Genomic DNA, 20299 nt, shown 5'->3' on the forward strand with positions numbered 1-20299 from the left:
AGATACTAAGGATTCGATATGGGTAAGGTCACTGGATTTATGGAGTTTGAGCGCGTCGGTGAGACGTACGAAGCACCGGTTAAACGCCTCCATCATTACAAAGAGTTTGTGGCGGCATTAACCGATGAAGAGGCGAAGATTCAAGGCGCACGTTGTATGGATTGCGGCATCCCATTTTGTAATAACGGCTGCCCAGTGAATAACATCATTCCTGATTTCAATGACTTGGTATTTCAGAACGATTGGAAGAATGCATTAGATGTTTTGCAATCAACCAATAACTTCCCAGAATTTACTGGCCGTATTTGCCCAGCGCCTTGCGAGGCAGCTTGTACTTTGGGGATCAATAGCACTGCGGTTGGCATCAAGTCTATTGAGCACGCCATTATTGATAAAGGCTGGGAAAGTGGTTGGGTTAAGCCTCAGCCATCCAAGACCAAGACAGGCAAGAAAGTGGCGGTTGTTGGTGGTGGCCCAGCGGGTATGGCGGCTGCACAGCAATTGGCGCGCGTTGGTCATGACGTCACTGTATTTGAAAAGAATGATCGTGTTGGCGGCTTACTGCGTTACGGTATTCCTGATTTCAAAATGGAAAAGTGGTTGATTGATCGCCGTGTTGAGCAGATGCAGGCCGAAGGCGTGAAGTTTGAGACAGGCGTTTTTGTTGGCAAAGAAGAGATTGGTGTTGAAGTAAAAAATTACTCCACTAAAACAGTTTCTCCTGAGCAGTTGATGAAAGACTTTGATGCGGTAGTGATCACTGGTGGTGCAGAGCAGCCACGTGATTTGCCGGTTCCAGGTCGTGAGTTGGCTGGCGTGCACTATGCGTTGGAATTTTTGATTCCACAAAACAAGGAAAATGCTGGCGACTTTAAAAATGAAATTCGTGCAACCGATAAGCATGTAGTTGTTATTGGTGGTGGTGACACAGGTTCAGATTGTGTTGGAACATCAAATCGTCACGGCGCAACCAAGATTACTCAGTTTGAATTGCTCCCTCAACCTCCAGAAGTTGAGAACACGCCCTTGGTTTGGCCATATTGGCCAACAAAATTACGTACATCTTCCTCGCATGAAGAGGGTTGTGATCGTGACTGGTCTGTTGGAACGAAGCGTTTTGAAGGTAAAAACGGCAAAGTAGAGAAGTTGATTGGTGTTCGTCTGGAATGGAAAGACGGCAAGATGGCAGAAGTGCCAAACTCAGAATTCGAGATCAAGGCAGATTTAGTGCTCTTGGCAATGGGTTTTGTATCTCCAGTTCAGCAGGTATTAAATGCGTTTGGTGTTGAGAAAGATGCTCGTGGCAATGCAAAAGCAACTGTAGATGGTCAAAATGCCTACCAAACCAACGTTCCTAAGGTATTTGCTGCTGGCGATATGCGTCGCGGACAGTCTTTGGTGGTTTGGGCAATTCGTGAGGGTCGTCAATGCGCCCAGGCAGTAGACCAGTATTTAATGGGGTCATCTGTTTTACCCCGATAATAGCGGGGATATGAACAGCAGCCAGCCAAACTCATTGGATGTAAGTAAGCAATCTGCAGGTGAAGTTGTCGTCTCCATTAAAGACGTCAACTTTTCCTATGCTCCAGGTGAGCGGCAGATTCTGTCGGGTCTCAATATGGAGTTTCGACGTGGCCAGGTAGTGGCTGTGATGGGCGGCTCCGGCTGTGGCAAGACCACCATTCTGCGTTTGATCGGTGGGCAATTTAATGCTCAATCAGGTCAAGTTCTATTTGAAGGTCAAGACATTGGCAAGATGAATGGTGCTGAGTTGATGGCTGCTCGTCGTCGCATGGGTATGCTTTTTCAGTTCGGCGCACTGTTCACTGACCTCAGTGTTTTTGAAAACGTTGCTTTTCCACTTCGCGAACATACAGATCTCAGTGAAGAACTCTTGCACTCCTTAGTGCTCATGAAGTTGAATGCAGTGGGTTTGCGCGGTGCGAGAGACTTAATGCCTTCGCAAATTTCTGGTGGCATGGCAAGGCGTGTTGCCCTCGCTAGAGCCATTGCTTTAGATCCACCCCTCATCATGTACGACGAGCCATTTGCTGGCCTGGATCCAATCTCTCTTGGCATTACAGCACGCTTAATTCGTGATCTGAATAACGCCCTGGGAGCTACGAGTTTATTGGTTACGCACGATGTTGAAGAGACTTTTGCCATTGCTGATTATGTGTATTTCATAGCGAATGGCCGCATTGGCGCAGAAGGAACTCCCGAGGAATTGAGTCGTTCAACTGATCCCTTTGTTAGACAATTTTTAGATGCAGCGCCAGATGGCCCTGTGCCTTTTCATTACCCAGGAAAAAGCTTGGAAGAAGATTTTGGAGTGGGCGCCTTATGACCACACTTCTGAACCTGTTTGGCGATCTTGGATTCTTTGTAGGTCGCAACTTAAGTAGTCTGGGTTTGGCTGCTCGTATGTTTGCGGCAGTGATCGCACGTTCTGGATTCTTGCTCAAAAGACCTCGTTTAGTAATTGATCAAATTTTGTTTGTTGGTAATCATTCTTTTGTGATCATTGCAGTCTCAGGATTATTTGTTGGATTCGTTTTAGGTTTGCAGGGTTACTACACCTTAAATCGTTATGGTTCGGAGCAAGCGCTTGGGCTATTGGTTGCCCTCTCTTTAACTCGTGAGTTGGGCCCTGTAATTACCGCTTTATTGTTTGCCGGTAGGGCTGGCACTTCCTTAACTGCGGAGATTGGCCTCATGAAGGCTGGTGAACAATTAACTGCCATGGAAATGATGGCAGTCGATCCCCTGGGTCGCGTGATTGCGCCACGACTTTGGGCTGGCATTATTTCTATGCCAATCTTGGCAACTATTTTTACGGCAGTCGGCGTTTTGGGGGGCTACCTAGTTGGCGTGCCTTTGATTGGGGTCGACTCAGGCGCCTTTTGGTCGCAGATGCAAGGCGGAGTTGATCTGTTTTCGGATATTGGTAATGGCTTAATTAAAAGCATGGTGTTTGGCGTGGCAGTTACTTTTATTGCCCTCTATCAGGGTTATGAATCCAAACCTACACCTGAAGGTGTTTCGCAAGCCACTACTCGTACCGTAGTGATCTCTTCTTTATCGGTTTTGGCATTAGATTTCTTGCTAACCGCGATGATGTTCTCAAATTAGAAAGAATAAACTGGGGCTCTTATGAGAAAAAGTGCAATTGATGTCTGGGTAGGAATTTTTGTTGCTATTGGTTTACTAGCAGCTCTATTTCTCGCACTGAAGGTTGGCAATATGAATGCAGTGTCATTCGCGCCAACATACAAAATTTCCGCACGCTTTGACAATATCGGCGGCCTCAAACCTCGCGCACCAGTGAAAAGTGCGGGTGTAGTGGTTGGCAGAATTGCCAATATTTCTTTCGATGACAAAACTTATCAAGCAACTGTGGTGATGACTATTGAAGATTCCTATAAGTTTCCGAAGGACTCTTCCGCAAAGATTTTGACATCTGGTTTATTAGGCGAGCAATACATTGGTCTTGAGGCGGGCGGCTCAGATGATATGTTGACCAACGGCGAAAAGATTGCGCAGACACAATCAGCCATTGTTTTAGAAAATTTGATCAGCCAGTTCCTTTACAACAAAGCAGCAGATAGCGGCCAAGAAAAGGGCGCAGCAAAATGATGTTGTTCCTTATGCGCAAAGTCAAGATGGCAGTCTTGCTAAGTTTGATTGCCTCCTTCGTTGGCTGCGCATCCATTCCTGCTGGCGTAGAGCGCTCTCCTCAGGATCCTTGGGAGCCATTTAACCGTTCAGTGTTTGAATTTAACGAAGGCCTAGATGCTTATCTGTTAAAGCCAGTGGTTGCGGGTTATCGATTTGTATTGCCTGAATTTGTACGCGAAGGAGTTTATAACTTCTTTAGTAATTACAACGACATTTACACCGCCCTATTTAACTTGTTACAAGGTAAGCCAGACTATGCCCTTAATGACTTCATGCGGGTAGTGGTCAATACCACTATGGGGCTCGGTGGGCTTATCGATCTTGCAACTCCCGGTGGACTGGAAAAGCATAAGGAAGATTGGGGTCAAACATTGGGTGTTTGGGGTGTACCCTCTGGACCTTATGTGGTCTTACCTTTCTTTGGCCCAAGTAATGTGCGCGATACCTTTGGTACGGTGGCAGATTTGGAGTCAGACTATTTATTTAGCTTCGTGAAGGACATTGGTCTGCGAAATAGTATTACTGGTTTGCGTGTAGTGAACGCACGTAATACCTACTATGAGGCTGGTGATTTATTAGATGGCGCTGCAATTGATAAGTACAGCTTTATGCGTGATGCGTATATTCAGAGGCGCGCTTATCAAATCAATGAGGGTAGGGATGATGAAGAGCCTCAGATGCCGGTTTATGAGAATCCATACCAATAAGCAATCCAGTAATGCAGTTTGAAGCGATTAGAATCAGTCTCAATTAATATAAAGACAGTGGGTGGGAATATGAAAAGCTTTAAAAGAATCTCCAGTTTCATTTTTGCTGGCTTGATGTTTGCGGCCAGTACTGTTTTTGCACAAACCCCTGATCAATCAACACCCCCAGACGCCCTTATTAAAATGGTCGTTACTGACGTAATGACAACGGTCAAGTCTGATCCCGATATCCAAAAAGGCAATATTCCTAAGGTTGTGGATTTAGTTGAGAAGAAAATTGTTCCATATACCGACATGCGTCGCACTACAGAAATGGCGATGGGCCCTAATTGGAAAAAGGCAACTCCTGAGCAACAGGCTCAATTGACTTCCGAGTTCAAGAATTTGCTCATTCGCACATACTCGGGGGCTTTGAGTCAGCTACGCGATCAAACTGTGCAATTCAAAGCTCTACGTGCCGCACCGGATGACAAAGAGGTAGTTGTTAAAACCGTAGTGCTTGGACGTGGCGACCCAGTACCTTTAGATTACCGCCTTGAGAAAACGGCCAATGGTTGGAAGGTGTACGACATGAACATCATGGGCGTCTGGTTGGTTGAGGCTTACCGCAATCAGTTCTCTAATCAAATTAGTCAAAACGGCATTGAAGGCTTGGTGAAGTTTTTGCAGGACCGTAATAAGCAATTGGCTAGCGCTAAACCAGCCAATTAATTGTTAAGCACAGATACCATGCCCTTTCTTTTGCCAAAAAAAGTAACGCAAGAAAATGCTTTGCTATTACAGAAAGAGGGTCTATTAAATAGCCCAAGCTTGCGTTCAATAGACTGCTCACAGTTAAAAGATTTTGACTCCACCGTGCTCACCGTTTTATTGGCATGGCAAAAAAAGCTGATGGCTGATGGGCAATCCATTTCAGTGGAGCATGCACCAGCAAAGCTCAAGGTTTTGGCAGGTGTTTATGGTGTTTCTACATTGCTAGGTTTGTAATGGCGATGCATCCTGCAATTTCCATCCAAAATATATCCAAGCAATACGGAGCGCTTCAGGCTTTAGATGATGTTTCATTGAGCATTGCGCCAGGGGAGTTTTTCGGTTTGTTGGGCCCGAATGGTGCCGGCAAAACTACCTTGATTTCTATATTGGCTGGACTAGTAAGGCCTAGCCATGGTCATGCGGCCATTATGGGTGCTGATGTTCAAAAAGGGTTTCGTGAGGCACGCCGGATGCTGGGTGTGGTTCCTCAAGAGTTGGTCTTTGATCCTTTTTTTACTGTACGTGAAACTTTACGTTTTCAATCCGGTTATTTCGGGATTAAAAATAACGATGCGTGGATTGATGAGATTATGGCCAATCTTGATCTCACCTCCAAAGCAGATAGCAATATGCGCTCCTTGTCTGGTGGAATGAAGCGTAGAGTACTGGTTGCTCAGGCTTTAGTTCATAGACCGCCGGTCATTATTTTGGACGAACCGACTGCTGGCGTGGATGTTGAGTTACGCCAATCCTTGTGGCAATTTATTAGTCGATTGAATCAAGATGGCCATACGATTGTTCTGACTACCCACTATCTGGAAGAGGCGGAAGCTTTGTGTCAACGCATTGCCATGCTCAAACAAGGCAAGATTGTGGCTCTAGATACCACTGCCAATTTATTAAGTCGTTACGGATCTGTCAAAAAAGATGGTGAAGGTAAAACGGACTTAGAAGAAGTCTTCGTGAACATCATGTCGGGGAGTGCGCAATGAAACATGGCCTCAATCGACCTGCTCTAGAGTACGGCAGCGGCTTTCCTACCCTTTTGTTTAAAGAGGTAAAGCGCTTTTATAAAGTAGCTTTCCAGACGGTGGCAGCACCGGTGCTTACGGCGGTGCTCTACCTCATGATCTTTGGCCATGTTCTTGAGGGCAGGGAAGTTTATGGACGCTTAAGTTATACGGCCTTTTTAATTCCTGGTCTTGTGATGATGAGTGTCTTGCAAAATGCTTTTGCAAATACCTCATCTTCTTTGATTCAATCTAAAGTCACCGGCAACTTAGTATTTGTTTTATTGGCTCCCCTAAGTCATTTCGAGTTTTACTCTGCTTATATTTTGGCTGCAGTATTTCGAGGAATTGTTGTGGGGCTTGGCGTACTGTTAATTACCATCTGGTTTGCAACGCCCACCTTGGAGTATCCATTGTGGATTTTGGCGTTTGCTTTTTTGGGTGCAGCAATTTTAGGAAGTCTTGGCTTGATAGCTGGTATCTGGGCTGATAAATATGACCAGCTAGCCGCTTTTCAGAACTTCATCATCATGCCCGCAACGATGTTGTCAGGCGTCTTTTACTCTATTCACTCTTTACCGCCAGCGTGGCAAGTAGTGTCGCACTTCAATCCGTTCTTTTACATGATTGATGGCTTCCGTTACGGCTTTTTTGGGGTTTCAGATAACTCCCCTTGGAGCAGTTTAGTGATTGTGTTCTGCTTCTTTGTGCTTGTGTCAGTCATTGCTTTACGCCTATTACAAAAGGGCTATAAGCTCCGTTATTAATTATTGAAAACTTGAGTTTAATTAGGAAAAGAAATGCTCCCCACCCCAGAACAGATTGAGGGCTATATCAAGCAAGGGCTAGCCTGTACCCACATTCAGGTTGAGGGTGATGGCCAGCACTTTTTTGCAACCATCGTGAGCCCCGAGTTTGAAGGTAAGCGTTTGGTACAGCGCCATCAATTGGTATACGGCGCAATGGGTGATCGCATGAAGGCAGAAGTACATGCTTTATCTATTAAGGCATTTACACCTGAAGAATTTGCACAAAATTCAGCAGCATAAAAACGCAGCATCACTCACTACACATTAATGACTAAGTATTTACTGGAATCGCTTCATGGATAAATTACGAATGGTTGGCGGTACTCCTCTCAATGGAGAGGTAGTGATTGCCGGCGCTAAAAATGCCGCATTGCCCATTCTGTGTGCTTGTCTCTTAACTGATCAGCCAGTCGTATTGCGCAATGTTCCTGATTTGCAAGACGTGCGCACCATGCTCAAGCTTTTACAAGAAATTGGCGTAACGGTTGACTTCCCGAACGCTGATGATCACAGTCATATGGTCTTGAATGCGGCGGTTATTAAAAGCTCAGAAGCTACTTATGAGATGGTGAAGACGATGCGCGCTTCCATCTTGGTGCTTGGCCCACTGTTGGCCAGAATGCATAGTGCCAAGGTGTCATTACCCGGTGGTTGCGCTATTGGTGCACGACCAGTGGATCAGCACATCAAAGGTTTGAAGGCGATGGGCGCCAGCATCAAAATTAAGAGCGGCTATATTCAAGCTGAAACTAAGCCACAGTCAGATCGCCTAAAGGGCGCCTCCATCTTGACTGACATGATTACCGTAACTGGTACTGAGAATTTATTGATGGCTGCTACTTTGGCGTCGGGTAAAACCATCTTAGAAAATGCTGCACGTGAACCTGAGGTTGGTGATTTAGCTGAGTTGCTAGTGAAGATGGGTGCGAAGATTTCAGGCATTGGTAGTGATCGGTTAGTGATTGAGGGAGTAGAAAAACTTCACGGTGCTGAGCATTCGGTTATCCCGGATCGCATTGAAGCGGGCACATTCTTATGTGCGGTTGCAGCCACTGGTGGGGAAATTACAGTCAAGCACTGCCGCCCAGACACCCTAGATGCTGTGATTGTTAAGTTAAAAGAGGCCGGCCTACAAATGGAGATTGGCCCTGACTGGATTAAGGCTTCCATGCAGGGTCGTCCTAAAGCAGTCAACTTCCGTACTTCTGAATACCCCGCTTTCCCGACAGACATGCAAGCGCAGCTCATGACAGTCAATGCGATCGCATCTGGCAGCTCAACGATTACAGAAACGATTTTTGAGAATCGCTTTATGCACGTTCAAGAGCTCAATCGTTTGGGTGCGGACATCGCTATTGAAGGAAATACTGCGATTGCTCAGGGAGTGGAAAAGCTCTCTGGTGCGATTGTGATGGCTACCGATTTACGAGCCTCAGCTAGTTTAGTGATTGCTGGATTGGCTGCCCAGGGCGAAACCCAGGTAGACCGGATTTACCACTTAGATCGTGGCTATGACCGCATGGAGCAGAAGTTAACTCTCTTAGGCGCCAATATTGAGCGCGTGAAGTAAGGCTGATGGATAATTAGTCCATGAAATTGACTTTAGCCCTCTCCAAAGGGCGCATCTTCGAAGAAACTGCAGAGATCTTATCCAAGGTCGGCATAGTGCCGCTGGAGGATCCTGAGAAGTCACGCAAACTCATTATTGAGACTTCTAATCCAGATGTCCGCCTGATTATTGTTCGCGCCTCAGATGTGCCTACTTATGTGCAATTTGGCGGCGCTGATTTTGGTGTTGCCGGATTGGATGTATTGATGGAAAAAGGGAGCGATGGTTTGTACGTTCCTTACGACTTGAATATTGCAAAGTGCCGGATGTCTGTGGCGGTTCGCGAAGGATTTGACTACGCGGCTGCAGTAAAACAAGGTTCCCGTTTAAAAGTTGCAACGAAGTACGTCAATTGTGCGCGTGAACACTTTGCCAATAAAGGTGTGCACATCGATACGATTCAACTGTACGGTTCGATGGAGCTCGCTCCCTTGGTGGGCTTAGCTGACGCTATCGTGGATTTGGTATCTACTGGCAATACGCTCAAAGCGAATGGCTTGGTTGAAGTTGAGCCGATTGCCGATATTAGCGCACGCCTAGTCGTCAATCAAGCTTCATACAAGCGCAAGCGAGCTCAACTACAGCCTATTTTTGAGTTGCTGAAGTAATAGCAGCTAGAGAAAAAAGTCCAATCAATGTCTTCACAAATTAACGTTAAGCGCCTTAACAGCAGGGATGCTGGTTTCAGAGAAGTTCTGTTGTCCAGTTTGTCCTTACCGTCTGCTGATGATGAGGCGATAGATGCTGCAGTAGTGAAGATTTTGGCAGCCGTTAAAGACAAGGGTGACGAAGCGGTTCTAGGTTTTACAAAACAGTTTGATCGCTTGAATGTGGCCAGCGTTTCTGATTTAGAGATTCCTCGAAAAGATTTAGAGCAGGCTTACAGCTCCTTATCTACTGAACAAAAAAATGCTCTTGATATTGCTGCTCAAAGAGTGCGCACTTATCACGAGAAGCAAAAGATTGAAGCGGGTTGCCACTCTTGGGAGTACGAAGAGAAAGATGGAACACGTCTCGGTCAAAAAGTAACTCCATTAGATCGTGTTGGTATTTATGTGCCAGGCGGCAAAGCTGCTTATCCCTCATCCGTATTGATGAATGCTATTCCTGCAAAGGTAGCAGGTGTTGCCGAAGTGATCATGGTGGTGCCTACTCCTGATGGTGCGCGCAATCCTTTAGTTTTGGCGGCGGCTTATCTTGCTGGTGTAGATCGCGTCTTTACGATCGGTGGCGCTCAGGCAGTTGGCGCTTTAGCCTATGGCACTAAAACCATTCCTTCAGTTGATAAGATTGTTGGACCTGGCAATGCCTATGTAGCGGCAGCCAAGCGCAGAGTCTTTGGCATTGTGGGCATCGATATGATTGCTGGCCCTTCTGAGATCCTGGTGCTCTGTGATGGCTCTAGTAATCCGGATTGGGTTGCAATGGATTTGTTCTCCCAGGCCGAGCATGATGAGCAGGCGCAATCGATCTTGATGTGTCCAGATGCTCAATATATTGAGCAAGTTCAAGCAAGCATCAACAAGCTTCTTCCAGAAATGCCCAGAGCAAAAGTGATTGAGGCTTCACTCACAAATCGCGCTTTGTTAATTCAGGTAAAAGATATGTCTGAGGCCTGTGAGATCGCTAATGCGATTGCTGCTGAGCACTTAGAGATTTGTGCTGTCGATCCTCGCAAGTGGGCGGACCAAATTCGTCATGCGGGCGCCATCTTTATGGGTAACTACACCAGTGAATCATTGGGTGATTATTGCGCCGGTCCCAATCACGTTTTACCGACAGCACGTACTGCGCGATTCTCGTCACCATTGGGTGTGTATGACTTCATCAAGCGCTCAAGCATGATTGAGGTGAGTGAGGCTGGTGCTCAAACCTTGGGTGCAGTAGCGAGCACGCTAGCTCATGGTGAGGGCTTACAAGCTCATGCACGTGCAGCTGAGATGCGCTTGAAGAGGTAAGAGCGCAATCTACCTGCGCTTGCTTCTTAAAAAAATTAATTCAGGATTTCTTTTAAAGCCGCGACAAGTTCGTTGCTTTGTTCATCTGTGCCAATCGTAATGCGCAAGAACTCTTCTATGCGTGGTGATTTGAAATGACGCACGATGATCCCGCGATCCCGCAAGGCTTGATATAGCTTTGCTCCAGCATGCTGTGGATGGCGCGTGAAAATAAAGTTTGCAGTCGAAGGCAGGGTTGCAAATCCCAAAGCATCGAGTTGCTCAATTAACTTTGTGCGAGTTTGAATCACCTTAGCTGAGCTTGCTTCCAAATGCGCTTGATCTTCAATGGCTGCAATCGCACCAGCTTGAGCAAGACGTCCTAAGGGATAGGAGTTAAAACTATTCTTGACTCGTTCCAAGCCCTCAATTAAGGCTGGATGACCAACCGCAAAGCCGACGCGCAGACCAGCTAGAGCACGTGATTTGGAAAGTGTGTGAACCACTAGTAAGTTTTCTGGACAGTTGGCGCCACGCAATAGGGGAATGCAAGATTCAGTTCCGTAATCTACGTAAGCTTCATCAATGACAACTACTGAATCTTTGTTGCGTAAGAGCAGCGCTTCAATTTCTGAACGGGGAATCGATCTACCGGTAGGAGCATTGGGGTTAGGGAAAATAATTCCGCCGTTAGGAGTTTGGTAGTCAGCAGTTTTTATCTCAAAATTTTCGTCCAGGGGGACTATTTGGGCATTAATTCCAAAAAGTTTGCAGTAGACGGGATAGAAGCTATAGGTAATGTCTGGAAAATGCACTGGCTTACTTTGCTTGAGTAAACCAGCAAAGACATGTGCCAATACTTCATCAGAGCCATTGCCTACAAAGACTTGATTTGCATCTAAGCCATGCAATTGAGCGATGGCTTGTTTTAAGGCTGCGCCTTCTGGATCCGGATAAAGGCGTAAATCCGCAGTATTTTGACCTTCAATAGCAGCAAGCGCTTTGGGCGATGGGCCATAGGGACTCTCGTTGGTATTGAGTTTTACCAGCCGCTGCATTTGCGGTTGTTCCCCCGGAACATAGGGGGTTAGGGTTTGAACAACGGGGCTCCAAAAACGGCTCATGAGGGTTCTCAGGTCAAAAATCGGGATAAAAGTGCAGCGATATCGATATTTAAATCTCTTCTAGGAATGATATTATGAGGCTTCAATCAACACTTCGCCTCGCGGCGCAATGAAGCATGCGGCAAGCCGACGTCACCCGAAACACTTCGGAAACCAAAATTCAGATTTCCATCAACTTAGATGGAACCGGTAAGGCTGAGCTAGCCTCCGGGGTTCCTTTTCTAGACCACATGCTCGATCAGATTGCCCGTCACGGCATGATTGACCTCAAGGTGGTTGCTAATGGCGATACTCATATTGATGACCACCACACCGTTGAGGATGTGGGAATCACCCTTGGTCAGGCCTTTGCTAAAGCAGTGGGTGATAAAGCGGGCATTACTCGTTACGGTCACTCCTATGTACCTCTTGATGAGACCCTTTCTCGCGTTGTGATTGATTTCTCTGGCCGTCCAGGTTTGGAATTCAACGTTCCATTTACTCGTGCACGCGTAGGCGATTTTGACGTCGATCTCAGCATTGAGTTCTTCCGTGGTTTTGTGAACCACGCTGGAGTCACTTTGCACATCGATAATTTGCGCGGTATTAATGCGCATCACCAAATTGAAACTGTGTTCAAGGCTTTTGGTCGCGCTTTGCGTATGGCCTTGGCGGTTGATCCACGTGCTTCAGGCGCCATTCCTTCAACTAAAGGAAGTCTTTAATCTAGACTCCCCACGGTTGCTCAGAAGACAACAGTAGACAACAGGTAAATTTTGGCGCAAACCATTGCGATCGTCGACTATGGAATGGGTAATCTCCGTTCCGTATATCAAGCATTTCATCATGTTGCGCCTGATGACAATGTATTGATTGCTCATCAGCCAGAAGAGATCCACTCTGCAGATCGCGTCGTTTTGCCCGGTCAAGGTGCTATGCCAGATTGCATGAAGCATCTAGAAGAATCTGGATTGTTAGATGCCTTACTGGAGGCTTCCAAGAGCAAGCCGCTTTTAGGGGTCTGTGTAGGCGAACAAATGCTGTTTGATAGAAGTGCAGAGGTACGCGCTACCGAGCAATGGACACCTTGCCTGGGCTTGATTCCTGGGGAGGTACGTCGTTTTGAGTTGGCTGGTAAAAAGCAGCCAGATGGATCTTCCTATAAAGTCCCTCATATGGGCTGGAACCAGGTGCGTCAAGACCGAAACCACCCCCTTTGGAATGGCATACCTGATTTAACAAGCTTTTATTTTGTGCATAGCTATTATGTTGTACCGCAGCGCAATGAAGATACAGCCGGCTCTACTGAATATGGCGATTGGTTTACATCTGCGGTGGCGCGAGATAATATTTTTGCAACTCAATTTCATCCAGAAAAAAGTGCAGAATACGGTTTAAAGCTTTATCAAAATTTTGTTTCTTGGCAACCTTAATATTCCTATCCATTCGCTATGCTGCTGATTCCCGCAATTGATCTTAAAGACGGCCACTGTGTTCGACTCGAACAAGGTGATATGGATAAAGCCACGGTATTTTCAGAGGACCCTGGCGCAATGGCAGCGCATTGGATTAGCAAAGGTGCTAGACGTTTGCATTTGGTAGATCTCAATGGCGCATTTGCTGGCAAGCTCAAAAATGAGTCTGCGATTAAATCGATTCTTAAAGCAGTTGGCAATGAAATCCCTGTCCAACTCGGTGGTGGGATTCGTGATCTTGAAACCATTGAACGTTTATTAGATGACGGTATTAGCACTGTCATCATTGGTACAGCAGCCGTGAAGAATCCTGGCTTTGTGCAAGATGCTTGCACAGCATTTCCTGGTCATGTGATGGTTGGTCTTGATGCACGTGATGGCAAAGTAGCGACTGATGGTTGGAGCAAGATTACCGGTCATGAAGTGATTGATCTTGCCAAGAAGTTTGAAGATTGGGGCGTAGAGGCCATTATCTATACCGATATTGGACGGGATGGCATGCTCAAGGGCGTCAACATCGAAGCCACAATCAAGCTGGCTCAAGCCATTCGTATCCCGGTCATTGCCAGTGGCGGCCTCTCTAACAATCAAGATATTGAAGCGCTTTGTAAAGCTGAAGAAGAGGGTGTCATGGGTGTGATTGCGGGACGCTCAATCTACGCTGGCGACCTTGATCTTGCAGCCGCTCAAAAATATGCCGATGAGTTAACCCTCAAGTACGCAAAGAAAATCATCTAGTGTTAACTAAGCGAATTATTCCCTGTCTTGATGTCACTGCAGGGCGCGTTGTTAAGGGTGTGAACTTTGTAGGCTTGCGTGATGCAGGCGATCCTGTAGAAATCGCTAAACGGTATGATACCCAAGGCGCCGATGAGCTGACATTCTTAGATATTACTGCGACCTCTGATGGGCGCGATCTCATTTTGCACATCATTGAAGATGTTGCTTCACAAGTATTTATTCCCTTGACTGTTGGTGGCGGTGTTCGTGCGGTTGCTGATGTGCGTCGCTTGCTCAATGCGGGTGCAGATAAAGTGAGCATGAATTCTTCCGCGGTAGCCAATCCTGATTTAGTTTCGGATGCTGCTGCTTATTACGGCTCCCAATGTATTGTGGTGGCGATTGATGCTAAGCAAACTGAAGCGGGTAATTGGGAAGTGTTCACCCATGGTGGTAGAACTGCGACCGGAATGGATGTAGTCACATGGGCTACTGAGGTGGCTAAACGTGGTGCAGGCGAGATTCTATTAACTAGCATGAACCGCGATGGCAGCAAAGATGGCTTTGACTTGGCTTTAACTGCTGCAGTAAGCGACGCGGTTTCTGTTCCCGTGATTGCCTCTGGCGGCGTTGGTAATTTGCAGCATTTAGTCGATGGTATTACTAAGGGCCATGCAGATGCAGTATTGGCAGCTAGCATTTTTCACTATGGTGATTACACCGTTGGGCAGGCAAAAGAATATATGGCAGCCCAAGGAATTCCGGTTCGGATTTAGTTAGGGTTCTTAAGCGCTAATCGCCATATGCGCGATAAAAGCAGAGCGATTTTCACCAGCGGATTTAGCTTTGGCATCTAATCTTGCCAATACTCTTTTTGGTAAAGAGATATTTACTCTTTCAATATCGTCTGATAGCAAAGATGGATTTATCTCGGCAATTGCCCAGATAAATCCCTTGAACACTTTCTTCTTCTGTAGATCGGTAATGGAGCTGGGCTTGGGTATATCTTCGCCCGCATCTAGGGCGGTTTCAATCCAAAGCCCAATCGCTTCTTTGGCATTTTCAATAGCCTCGTCAATACCGCTGTCAGCAGCCGAGAAACAGCCTGGCATATCAGGAACGATGACGCTCCATGCCAACTTATCTCCACCTGGTTCAATAGCAATTGGATATTTCATCATTGACCCCTCTATTTAATTTCTGTTTGTTTCAGTATCTTTTGCACCAATCCAATGCCCAGATCTTTTTAAGGGTATGGAACGGTAATGTGTCCAGCCTTGCGGGGATGGTTAAAAACATGATGAGAGCCTTTTGAGCCCCGCAATACCCAGCCATCTTTTTCTAATGTCTTGATGAGTTCTTTGCTATTCATCTACGCATTATAAATTTTATACACATCAAACACACAAAAAGGGTTATTGTCCAGAAGGTGGGATGGGCTGTTGCAGTAAGCCGAAGGCGATTCTTATTTGGGTAGCCCTTAATAATTCTGTCAAAATTGGATAAATGTCAGATACAAATAAAAACTCACTAGACCAGGCTCTCCTAGAAGCGGTGACTTGGAATGACCAAGGATTGGTTCCAGTAATCGTCCAAGAAATTGGCAGCAAGGATATCTTGATGATGGCCTGGATGAATCGCGATGCTCTTTTGGAAACCATCCGCTTGGGTGAGGCTGTCTACTGGACTCGTTCTAGACAAAAGCTATGGCACAAGGGCGAAGAATCTGGGCATACCCAGAAAGTAAAAGAAATTCGCTTGGATTGTGATGGGGATACGATTTTGCTGATGGTTGAGCAAAAAGATGGGATTGCTTGTCATACGGGTGAGCATAGTTGCTTCTTTAGGCAATGGGATTCTGTAAGCTCAAGTTGGATCAAAATCAGTAAAACCTGACCCAAGACATTATTTTGGGGCTTTATTTTCAGTTTGCTCTAGTTTAGAATGGTATATACTTTGATATATACCAAGGAGCTAGGATGATGAGCCTAATAGCAAAAATCTTTATGAATGGACGCAGCCAGGCCATACGCTTGCCTGCGGCATTTCGTTTCGAGGAAAAAGAGGTTTTTATTCGGCGCGATGCTAATACAGGTGATTTAATTCTTTCCAGAAGACCTGAAAACTGGGATAGTTTTTTCTTGGCGCTTGCGAGCGCGGATGTTCCTTTGGATTTCTTAAGCCCTAAAGATCGAAATCAAGGTTCGCAAGATCGAGATCCTTTTGCTGGAGTCAATGACTGATGAGATATATGCTCGATACCAATACCATCAGCAGCCTGATTAAGAAAAACCCAGTAGTAAGCAGAAAAATCGCCAGTGTTCCTATGGAAAGACTATGCTTGTCAGTTATATCTGAAGGTGAAATTCTCTATGGTTTGGCAAAAAAGCCAAATGCAAGGAACTTACATTTGGTTGTACAAGAGTTTTTAAAGCGAGTGGATGTTTTGGTTTGGGATACTGATGTAGCGGAGCATTATGGTGTTTTAAGGGCTCAATTAGAGAGTAATGGAAATTTACTAGGCCCTCTTGACATGCAAATTGCAGCACATGCTTCTCAGCTCGGGGCAATTTTAGTAACAAATGACCAAGCTTTTAAAAGGATTCAGAAGCTACAGGTAGAGGATTGGACTGTATAGTCTGAAAAAATATATTAATGAACAAAATACTGAATTCAGACAAAAAAATTGAATCTGGATTAATCCATTTAGCCGATGTAGTTGATCAACGTCGTGATGCATTTAAGGCGGGCCAAACAGATCCAAAAACTTCTTATACCGCTTTACTCTTTTCAAAGGGTGATGACGGGATCTTGAAAAAGATTGGCGAAGAAGCGACTGAGGCTGTGATGGCGGCAAAAGATGCGCGCAACTCTAATTTGGCGGCTGATCAGCAAAAGCTCTTGGTGGGCGAAATGGCCGATTTGTGGTTTCACTGCTTGATTGCTTTGTCTCAATTTAACCTACGCCCGGAAGATGTCATTGCCGAGCTTGATCGTCGCTTGGGTACTTCTGGCATTGAAGAGAAGGCCGCGAGAAAAGCAGTTGGTAAAGAGTAAGTACGGATAAATACGAGAAAAAGTATGTCACACGATCCTAATTGCCTGTTTTGTAAGATTTCTCAAGGTTTGATTCCTTCCCAGAAGGTGTATGAGGACGAGGAAATCTATGCTTTTAAAGATATCAACCCGGCTGCGCCAATCCATTTTCTGATGATTCCTAAAAAGCATATCCCTATGCTGGAGTCGGCGGAAAGCGTAGATGCGCCTTTGCTGGGTAGAATGATGGAGTTAGCACCGCGTCTTGCCAAAGAGCAAGGCTGCCGTCCTGGTAAGGATGGCGGCTTTAGATTGATGGTAAACAATGGTGCGGATGGTGGGCAGGAGGTTTATCACTTGCATTTACATGTGATGGGCGGTCCCCGCCCCTGGAAAAAATAATCCAAGGAGATTAAAAATGGGTTCATTTAGCATTTGGCATTGGTTGATTGTTTTGGTTATCGTGATGTTGGTATTCGGTACCAAAAAATTGCGCAATATCGGACAAGATTTGGGTGGCGCTGTAAAAGGTTTTAAAGATGGCATGAAAGCTGCTGAAGAGCCTAAAGAGCAGATTCAACAAAGTTCTGCAACAGCAGAAAAGACGGTTGATGTTCAGGCTAAAGACATTAACAAATAACTAGTAAATAAATAAAGCGCGATAGAAACTCATGCTGCATTTAAATAACTGCGTTAAATGATTGATCTCGGAGTTTCAAAGCTTGCGCTCATTGCTGTAGTTGCTCTGGTGGTGGTTGGACCAGAGCGCCTGCCTAAGGTAGCTCGCATGGCTGGTAATTTGTTTGGGCGTGCGCAGCGCTATATGGCGGACGTCAAGTCTGAAGTAAGTCGTCAAATGGAAGTGGAAGAATTTAAAAAGTTTCGAGAAGAAACTGCCGCCACTCTCAAAGAAGTTGAAAATAGTATCGGCTCTACAGTTCAAGAGGCTGGCGCTAACTTAAGCGATCAAGCGGATATTTTTGAAACTAGGTTTGATAAGCCGGCCTTAGATGAAAAAGAAGTGCTGCGCAAAACTAAGCGCCAAGGGCGCAATAGCTGGGGTGTGCGTCGTGCTGCAAGGCCGCTTTGGTTCAAACGTTCTGCAGGAATTCGTACTCGAGTGCAATCTGGTGCTGCTAGGATGAAGCGCTTTCATCACAGCGCTGGCAAATAAAAATAATAGTAAAAAGCAAGAATAAAAATACTTACGTATGACTGAAAACAATTCAACCCAAGACTCGGGATTACAGGAAACCTTTCTTTCCCACTTATTTGAATTGCGTGATCGCGTAATTAAAGCGGCGCTCGCAATTATTGTTGTCTTCGTATGTCTAGTCTATTGGGCGCCTGATATTTTCCATTTGTTCGCACAGCCTTTATTAGAAGCTTTGCCTGCTGGCGGCAAGATGATTGTGACTGACGTTACAGGCTCCTTCTTTGTACCCATGAAGGTAACCATGCTAGTGGCTTTCATCATCGCCTTACCAGTGGTGATGTATCAACTATGGGCGTTCATTGCACCTGGTTTGTATTTGCACGAAAGAAAGCTGATTCTGCCTTTGGTAGTGAGTAGCTACAGCTTGTTCATTATTGGTATGGCATTTGCATACTTCTTAGTGTTTCCAACGGTATTCAAGTTTATGGCAAGTTATAACGCACCTTTGGGCGCGGAGATGTCTACCGACATTGATAACTATTTAAGTTTTGCTATGACAACCTTCTTGGCATTTGGTATTACTTTTGAAGTACCTGTTGTGGTGGTTGTCTTGGTGCGTATGGGCATGGTGCCCTTGGCTAAGCTGAAAGAAATTCGCCCATACGTCATCGTTGGCGCATTTGTGATTTCCGCTGTTGTAACTCCGCCGGACGTGCTCTCGCAATTGTTGCTAGCTGTGCCAATGACCTTGCTCTATGAGTTAGGTTTGATCGTAGCGCGCTTTTATGTGCCAAAACCCTCAGATGATGAAGGTTCAAGCGATCACTCAACCTCTGCGTCTACTTGATTCTTGGAAAAGGTATTTTTTAGCCAATTTGTGGCACGATCAAAGCGATAGCGCCTTTGGCGTAAGTTGCCCTCAAGATCTATTTCAGAACCAGCAAAAGCTTTACCAGCAGTCAATAGGGCGCGACGTTGTTGAATGGTTTCGATCTGAATCAACCTAGGCAAGATCTTTGGTAATTCCCAACGAATATCCACAACTACACAATGTTCATGCTGAAGTTGACCTACTTCGCATAACAAAAGCTCTGCTTTGCTGAAATTAAATTGATTGGCAATGATGATGCGGTGACATAGCAATAGCCAGTCTTCATCAAACTTGTGTTCGGCTTGATGATTTATGGCGCTTTCAGCATATAGCGCCAATTCATGCCATTCATTTCTTTTTGGGTCTGGGCAACTTTCTAAAATCTTACTTAATAGCTCTTTTGCTTCTACTATGCCCTGCTGGTGTGCTTGCCATATAGAGTATGAAGCCTGTAGCCCGCGTACTTTTTCTTCGCTCTTTTCGCGCTTACGCCAAAGATTGGCACCTTTGCGAAGTTGCGCTTGGGGATGGCCAAGATCGGCAGCGCGATCAAAGCAGCGATCACTTTCAGTAGCGTTGTAACCAGAAAATTGGGGGCGACGATAAATTTCACCAAGCGCATACCATGCATCTCGATCACCGTCCTTGGCGGCAAGCTCTAACCAATGCGCTGCTTTTTTAAGAGATGCGTTTGATTTGTTTTCAACATTTCCACTTAATTGAGCAAGGCGTAATCCCAAAGTAAGTTTTGCAACAGTTAGCCCTAGCTCCGCCGCCTGAATCAATGCTTCTTCATTTTGCGTTGTTAACCAAGCATTCCACAGGGAGGATAAGGCTTCATTTTTTGGTTGTAGCTTTATCAACAATTCTTTTGCTTTATTCGAGAACATGGAGTTCCCATCTGCGAGCTCTTGTAAATATTGACGAGCAATTTTTTGCAAGCCTCCGAAATCTAGATTGGCCAGTTTTTCATCGGCGAAGGTTGAGTTCCCCCTTTTCAACCAAGCCATCAATTGAGGTTGAGTATCTTGATGTCTTGGGTTGATAAGTAAATCAGCAAGTTGCCATTTAGCTGCGAGTGTGGCGCCTGAATCAAGATTAGATTGGGCGAGCTGCCAGAAAGACCCCCATCCAAACTGAAATCCTGGGGAATTAAAGGTTTGGGCTAGTGGGACATTAGCAATTTGATTCAGAATCTTGGAAATTTCAACATGACTTGCGTTACCCGTCTCGGCAGCTTGATTTTGTATTGATAAATAGGATTTTTCTAGCCAAATCAAAGCATTAGCAGGTTGTATTGGTGTTTTGAAGGCGCCGGTAATATAGGCTTGTGCTAATTTTTGTTGCGCGGATACATCACCCATACGGGCTGAACTCAGGATTTTTAAGAATTCGCGGCTTGCCATCTGACAATTTTGGCATTCAAAGTGCATAA

At 45.6% G+C, this 20299-nt stretch carries 28 protein-coding genes and 1 pseudogene; 25 read left to right on the forward strand and 4 right to left on the reverse strand.

Going from position 1 to position 20299, the window contains the following annotated elements:
• Window positions 1-18: 18 nt before the first annotated feature.
• The 13 genes and pseudogenes from ICV90_RS00520 (at window position 19) to hisD (ending at window position 10524) form a co-directional block, all read left to right on the forward strand.
• Window positions 19-1482: a glutamate synthase subunit beta gene (locus tag ICV90_RS00520; RefSeq protein ID WP_215358849.1), complete on the forward strand. Its 1464-nt coding sequence runs from the start codon at window positions 19-21 to the stop codon at window positions 1480-1482.
• A gap of 10 nt (window positions 1483-1492) precedes the next feature.
• The gene (locus tag ICV90_RS00525; RefSeq protein WP_215358850.1) at window positions 1493-2347 is read left to right on the forward strand and encodes an ABC transporter ATP-binding protein; all 855 of its coding nucleotides are present in this window, start codon (window positions 1493-1495) and stop codon (window positions 2345-2347) included.
• Window positions 2344-3132 carry a lipid asymmetry maintenance ABC transporter permease subunit MlaE gene (gene mlaE / locus ICV90_RS00530; RefSeq protein ID WP_215358851.1) on the forward strand — a complete coding sequence of 263 codons (789 nt, stop codon included), beginning with the start codon at window positions 2344-2346 and terminating at the stop codon, window positions 3130-3132. Before ICV90_RS00525 ends, mlaE begins: the two co-directional genes overlap by 4 nt.
• A gap of 21 nt (window positions 3133-3153) precedes the next feature.
• Window positions 3154-3636 (forward strand): outer membrane lipid asymmetry maintenance protein MlaD, encoded by a 483-nt coding sequence (gene mlaD, locus ICV90_RS00535; protein ID WP_215321296.1) that lies wholly within the window; start codon window positions 3154-3156, stop codon window positions 3634-3636.
• Window positions 3633-4385, forward strand: a complete 753-nt coding sequence (locus ICV90_RS00540; RefSeq protein ID WP_251367746.1) for a VacJ family lipoprotein — start codon at window positions 3633-3635, stop codon at window positions 4383-4385. Before mlaD ends, ICV90_RS00540 begins: the two co-directional genes overlap by 4 nt.
• A 69-nt stretch (window positions 4386-4454) precedes the next feature.
• Complete coding sequence (locus ICV90_RS00545) at window positions 4455-5096, forward strand: phospholipid-binding protein MlaC (protein WP_215358852.1); 642 nt, start codon at window positions 4455-4457, stop codon at window positions 5094-5096.
• 18 nt (window positions 5097-5114) lie between these two features.
• A complete protein-coding gene (locus ICV90_RS00550) occupies window positions 5115-5372 on the forward strand; it encodes a lipid asymmetry maintenance protein MlaB (protein ID WP_215358853.1) in 258 nt (85 codons plus the stop codon).
• A 5-nt stretch (window positions 5373-5377) separates the two neighbouring features.
• Window positions 5378-6061, forward strand: a pseudogene (locus ICV90_RS00555) (ABC transporter ATP-binding protein); the annotation flags it as partial.
• Between the two features lie 65 nt (window positions 6062-6126).
• Entirely contained in the window at window positions 6127-6915 is a 789-nt protein-coding gene (locus ICV90_RS00560; RefSeq protein WP_215358854.1) for an ABC transporter permease, read from the forward strand.
• Between the two features lie 33 nt (window positions 6916-6948).
• The gene (locus tag ICV90_RS00565) at window positions 6949-7197 is read left to right on the forward strand and encodes a BolA family protein (protein ID WP_215358855.1); all 249 of its coding nucleotides are present in this window, start codon (window positions 6949-6951) and stop codon (window positions 7195-7197) included.
• Window positions 7198-7252: 55 nt separating this feature from the next.
• Complete coding sequence (gene murA, locus ICV90_RS00570) at window positions 7253-8527, forward strand: UDP-N-acetylglucosamine 1-carboxyvinyltransferase (protein WP_215358856.1); 1275 nt, start codon at window positions 7253-7255, stop codon at window positions 8525-8527.
• 20 nt (window positions 8528-8547) lie between these two features.
• Window positions 8548-9174, forward strand: a complete 627-nt coding sequence (hisG, locus tag ICV90_RS00575) for an ATP phosphoribosyltransferase (protein WP_215358857.1) — start codon at window positions 8548-8550, stop codon at window positions 9172-9174.
• A gap of 27 nt (window positions 9175-9201) precedes the next feature.
• Window positions 9202-10524, forward strand: a complete 1323-nt coding sequence (gene hisD, locus ICV90_RS00580) for a histidinol dehydrogenase (protein WP_215358858.1) — start codon at window positions 9202-9204, stop codon at window positions 10522-10524.
• Between the two features lie 35 nt (window positions 10525-10559).
• On the opposite strand, the gene hisC is transcribed toward hisD, so the two are convergent.
• Window positions 10560-11627, reverse strand: coding sequence for a histidinol-phosphate transaminase (hisC, locus tag ICV90_RS00585; RefSeq protein ID WP_215358859.1), 1068 nt, complete (start codon window positions 11625-11627; stop codon window positions 10560-10562).
• Between the two features lie 116 nt (window positions 11628-11743).
• Between hisC and hisB the strand changes: the two genes are divergently transcribed.
• From hisB to hisF, 4 genes are read left to right on the forward strand one after another with little or no spacing between them, the layout of a single operon-like run.
• Complete coding sequence (gene hisB / locus ICV90_RS00590) at window positions 11744-12331, forward strand: imidazoleglycerol-phosphate dehydratase HisB (protein WP_215321305.1); 588 nt, start codon at window positions 11744-11746, stop codon at window positions 12329-12331.
• A 51-nt stretch (window positions 12332-12382) separates the two neighbouring features.
• Window positions 12383-13039, forward strand: a complete 657-nt coding sequence (hisH, locus tag ICV90_RS00595) for an imidazole glycerol phosphate synthase subunit HisH (RefSeq protein WP_215358860.1) — start codon at window positions 12383-12385, stop codon at window positions 13037-13039.
• An 18-nt stretch (window positions 13040-13057) separates the two neighbouring features.
• Window positions 13058-13819, forward strand: coding sequence for a 1-(5-phosphoribosyl)-5-[(5-phosphoribosylamino)methylideneamino]imidazole-4-carboxamide isomerase (gene hisA / locus ICV90_RS00600; protein WP_215358861.1), 762 nt, complete (start codon window positions 13058-13060; stop codon window positions 13817-13819).
• Window positions 13819-14577 carry an imidazole glycerol phosphate synthase subunit HisF gene (gene hisF / locus ICV90_RS00605; RefSeq protein WP_215358862.1) on the forward strand — a complete coding sequence of 253 codons (759 nt, stop codon included), beginning with the start codon at window positions 13819-13821 and terminating at the stop codon, window positions 14575-14577. The genes hisA and hisF overlap by 1 nt, the downstream gene beginning before the upstream one ends.
• 9 nt (window positions 14578-14586) lie before the next feature.
• Here hisF and ICV90_RS00610 read toward each other — a convergent pair whose 3' ends face one another.
• Both ICV90_RS00610 and ICV90_RS00615 read right to left on the reverse strand, forming a co-directional pair.
• Complete coding sequence (locus tag ICV90_RS00610) at window positions 14587-14979, reverse strand: type II toxin-antitoxin system HicB family antitoxin (protein WP_215360270.1); 393 nt, start codon at window positions 14977-14979, stop codon at window positions 14587-14589.
• Between the two features lie 68 nt (window positions 14980-15047).
• On the reverse strand, window positions 15048-15173 hold the full coding sequence (locus tag ICV90_RS00615; RefSeq protein ID WP_215358863.1) for a type II toxin-antitoxin system HicA family toxin: 126 nt from the start codon (window positions 15171-15173) through the stop codon (window positions 15048-15050).
• Window positions 15174-15307: 134 nt separating this feature from the next.
• Here ICV90_RS00615 and hisI point away from each other — a divergent pair, with 134 nt between their 5' ends.
• From hisI to tatC, 8 genes are all read left to right on the forward strand, one after another.
• Window positions 15308-15697, forward strand: a complete 390-nt coding sequence (gene hisI, locus ICV90_RS00620) for a phosphoribosyl-AMP cyclohydrolase (protein ID WP_215358864.1) — start codon at window positions 15308-15310, stop codon at window positions 15695-15697.
• A gap of 86 nt (window positions 15698-15783) precedes the next feature.
• Window positions 15784-16044, forward strand: coding sequence for an antitoxin (locus ICV90_RS00625; RefSeq protein ID WP_215360272.1), 261 nt, complete (start codon window positions 15784-15786; stop codon window positions 16042-16044).
• Between the two features lie 8 nt (window positions 16045-16052).
• Complete coding sequence (locus tag ICV90_RS00630; protein ID WP_251367747.1) at window positions 16053-16439, forward strand: type II toxin-antitoxin system VapC family toxin; 387 nt, start codon at window positions 16053-16055, stop codon at window positions 16437-16439.
• Between the two features lie 17 nt (window positions 16440-16456).
• A complete protein-coding gene (locus ICV90_RS00635) occupies window positions 16457-16858 on the forward strand; it encodes a phosphoribosyl-ATP diphosphatase (RefSeq protein ID WP_215358865.1) in 402 nt (133 codons plus the stop codon).
• Window positions 16859-16882: 24 nt separating this feature from the next.
• On the forward strand, window positions 16883-17239 hold the full coding sequence (locus tag ICV90_RS00640; RefSeq protein ID WP_215358866.1) for a histidine triad nucleotide-binding protein: 357 nt from the start codon (window positions 16883-16885) through the stop codon (window positions 17237-17239).
• A gap of 16 nt (window positions 17240-17255) precedes the next feature.
• Window positions 17256-17477, forward strand: coding sequence for a Sec-independent protein translocase subunit TatA (tatA, locus tag ICV90_RS00645; protein WP_215358867.1), 222 nt, complete (start codon window positions 17256-17258; stop codon window positions 17475-17477).
• Window positions 17478-17534: 57 nt separating this feature from the next.
• Window positions 17535-18011, forward strand: a complete 477-nt coding sequence (gene tatB / locus ICV90_RS00650) for a Sec-independent protein translocase protein TatB (protein ID WP_215358868.1) — start codon at window positions 17535-17537, stop codon at window positions 18009-18011.
• 37 nt (window positions 18012-18048) lie between these two features.
• On the forward strand, window positions 18049-18840 hold the full coding sequence (gene tatC / locus ICV90_RS00655) for a twin-arginine translocase subunit TatC (RefSeq protein WP_215358869.1): 792 nt from the start codon (window positions 18049-18051) through the stop codon (window positions 18838-18840).
• Here the strand turns inward: tatC and ICV90_RS00660 are convergent.
• Window positions 18816-20270 carry a tetratricopeptide repeat protein gene (locus tag ICV90_RS00660; RefSeq protein ID WP_215358870.1) on the reverse strand — a complete coding sequence of 485 codons (1455 nt, stop codon included), beginning with the start codon at window positions 20268-20270 and terminating at the stop codon, window positions 18816-18818. The two genes, tatC and ICV90_RS00660, sit on opposite strands and share 25 nt — an antisense overlap.
• Window positions 20271-20299: the final 29 nt, after the last annotated feature.

This window comes from Polynucleobacter sp. JS-JIR-II-b4 (assembly GCF_018687815.1).
Classification (GTDB): domain Bacteria; phylum Pseudomonadota; class Gammaproteobacteria; order Burkholderiales; family Burkholderiaceae; genus Polynucleobacter.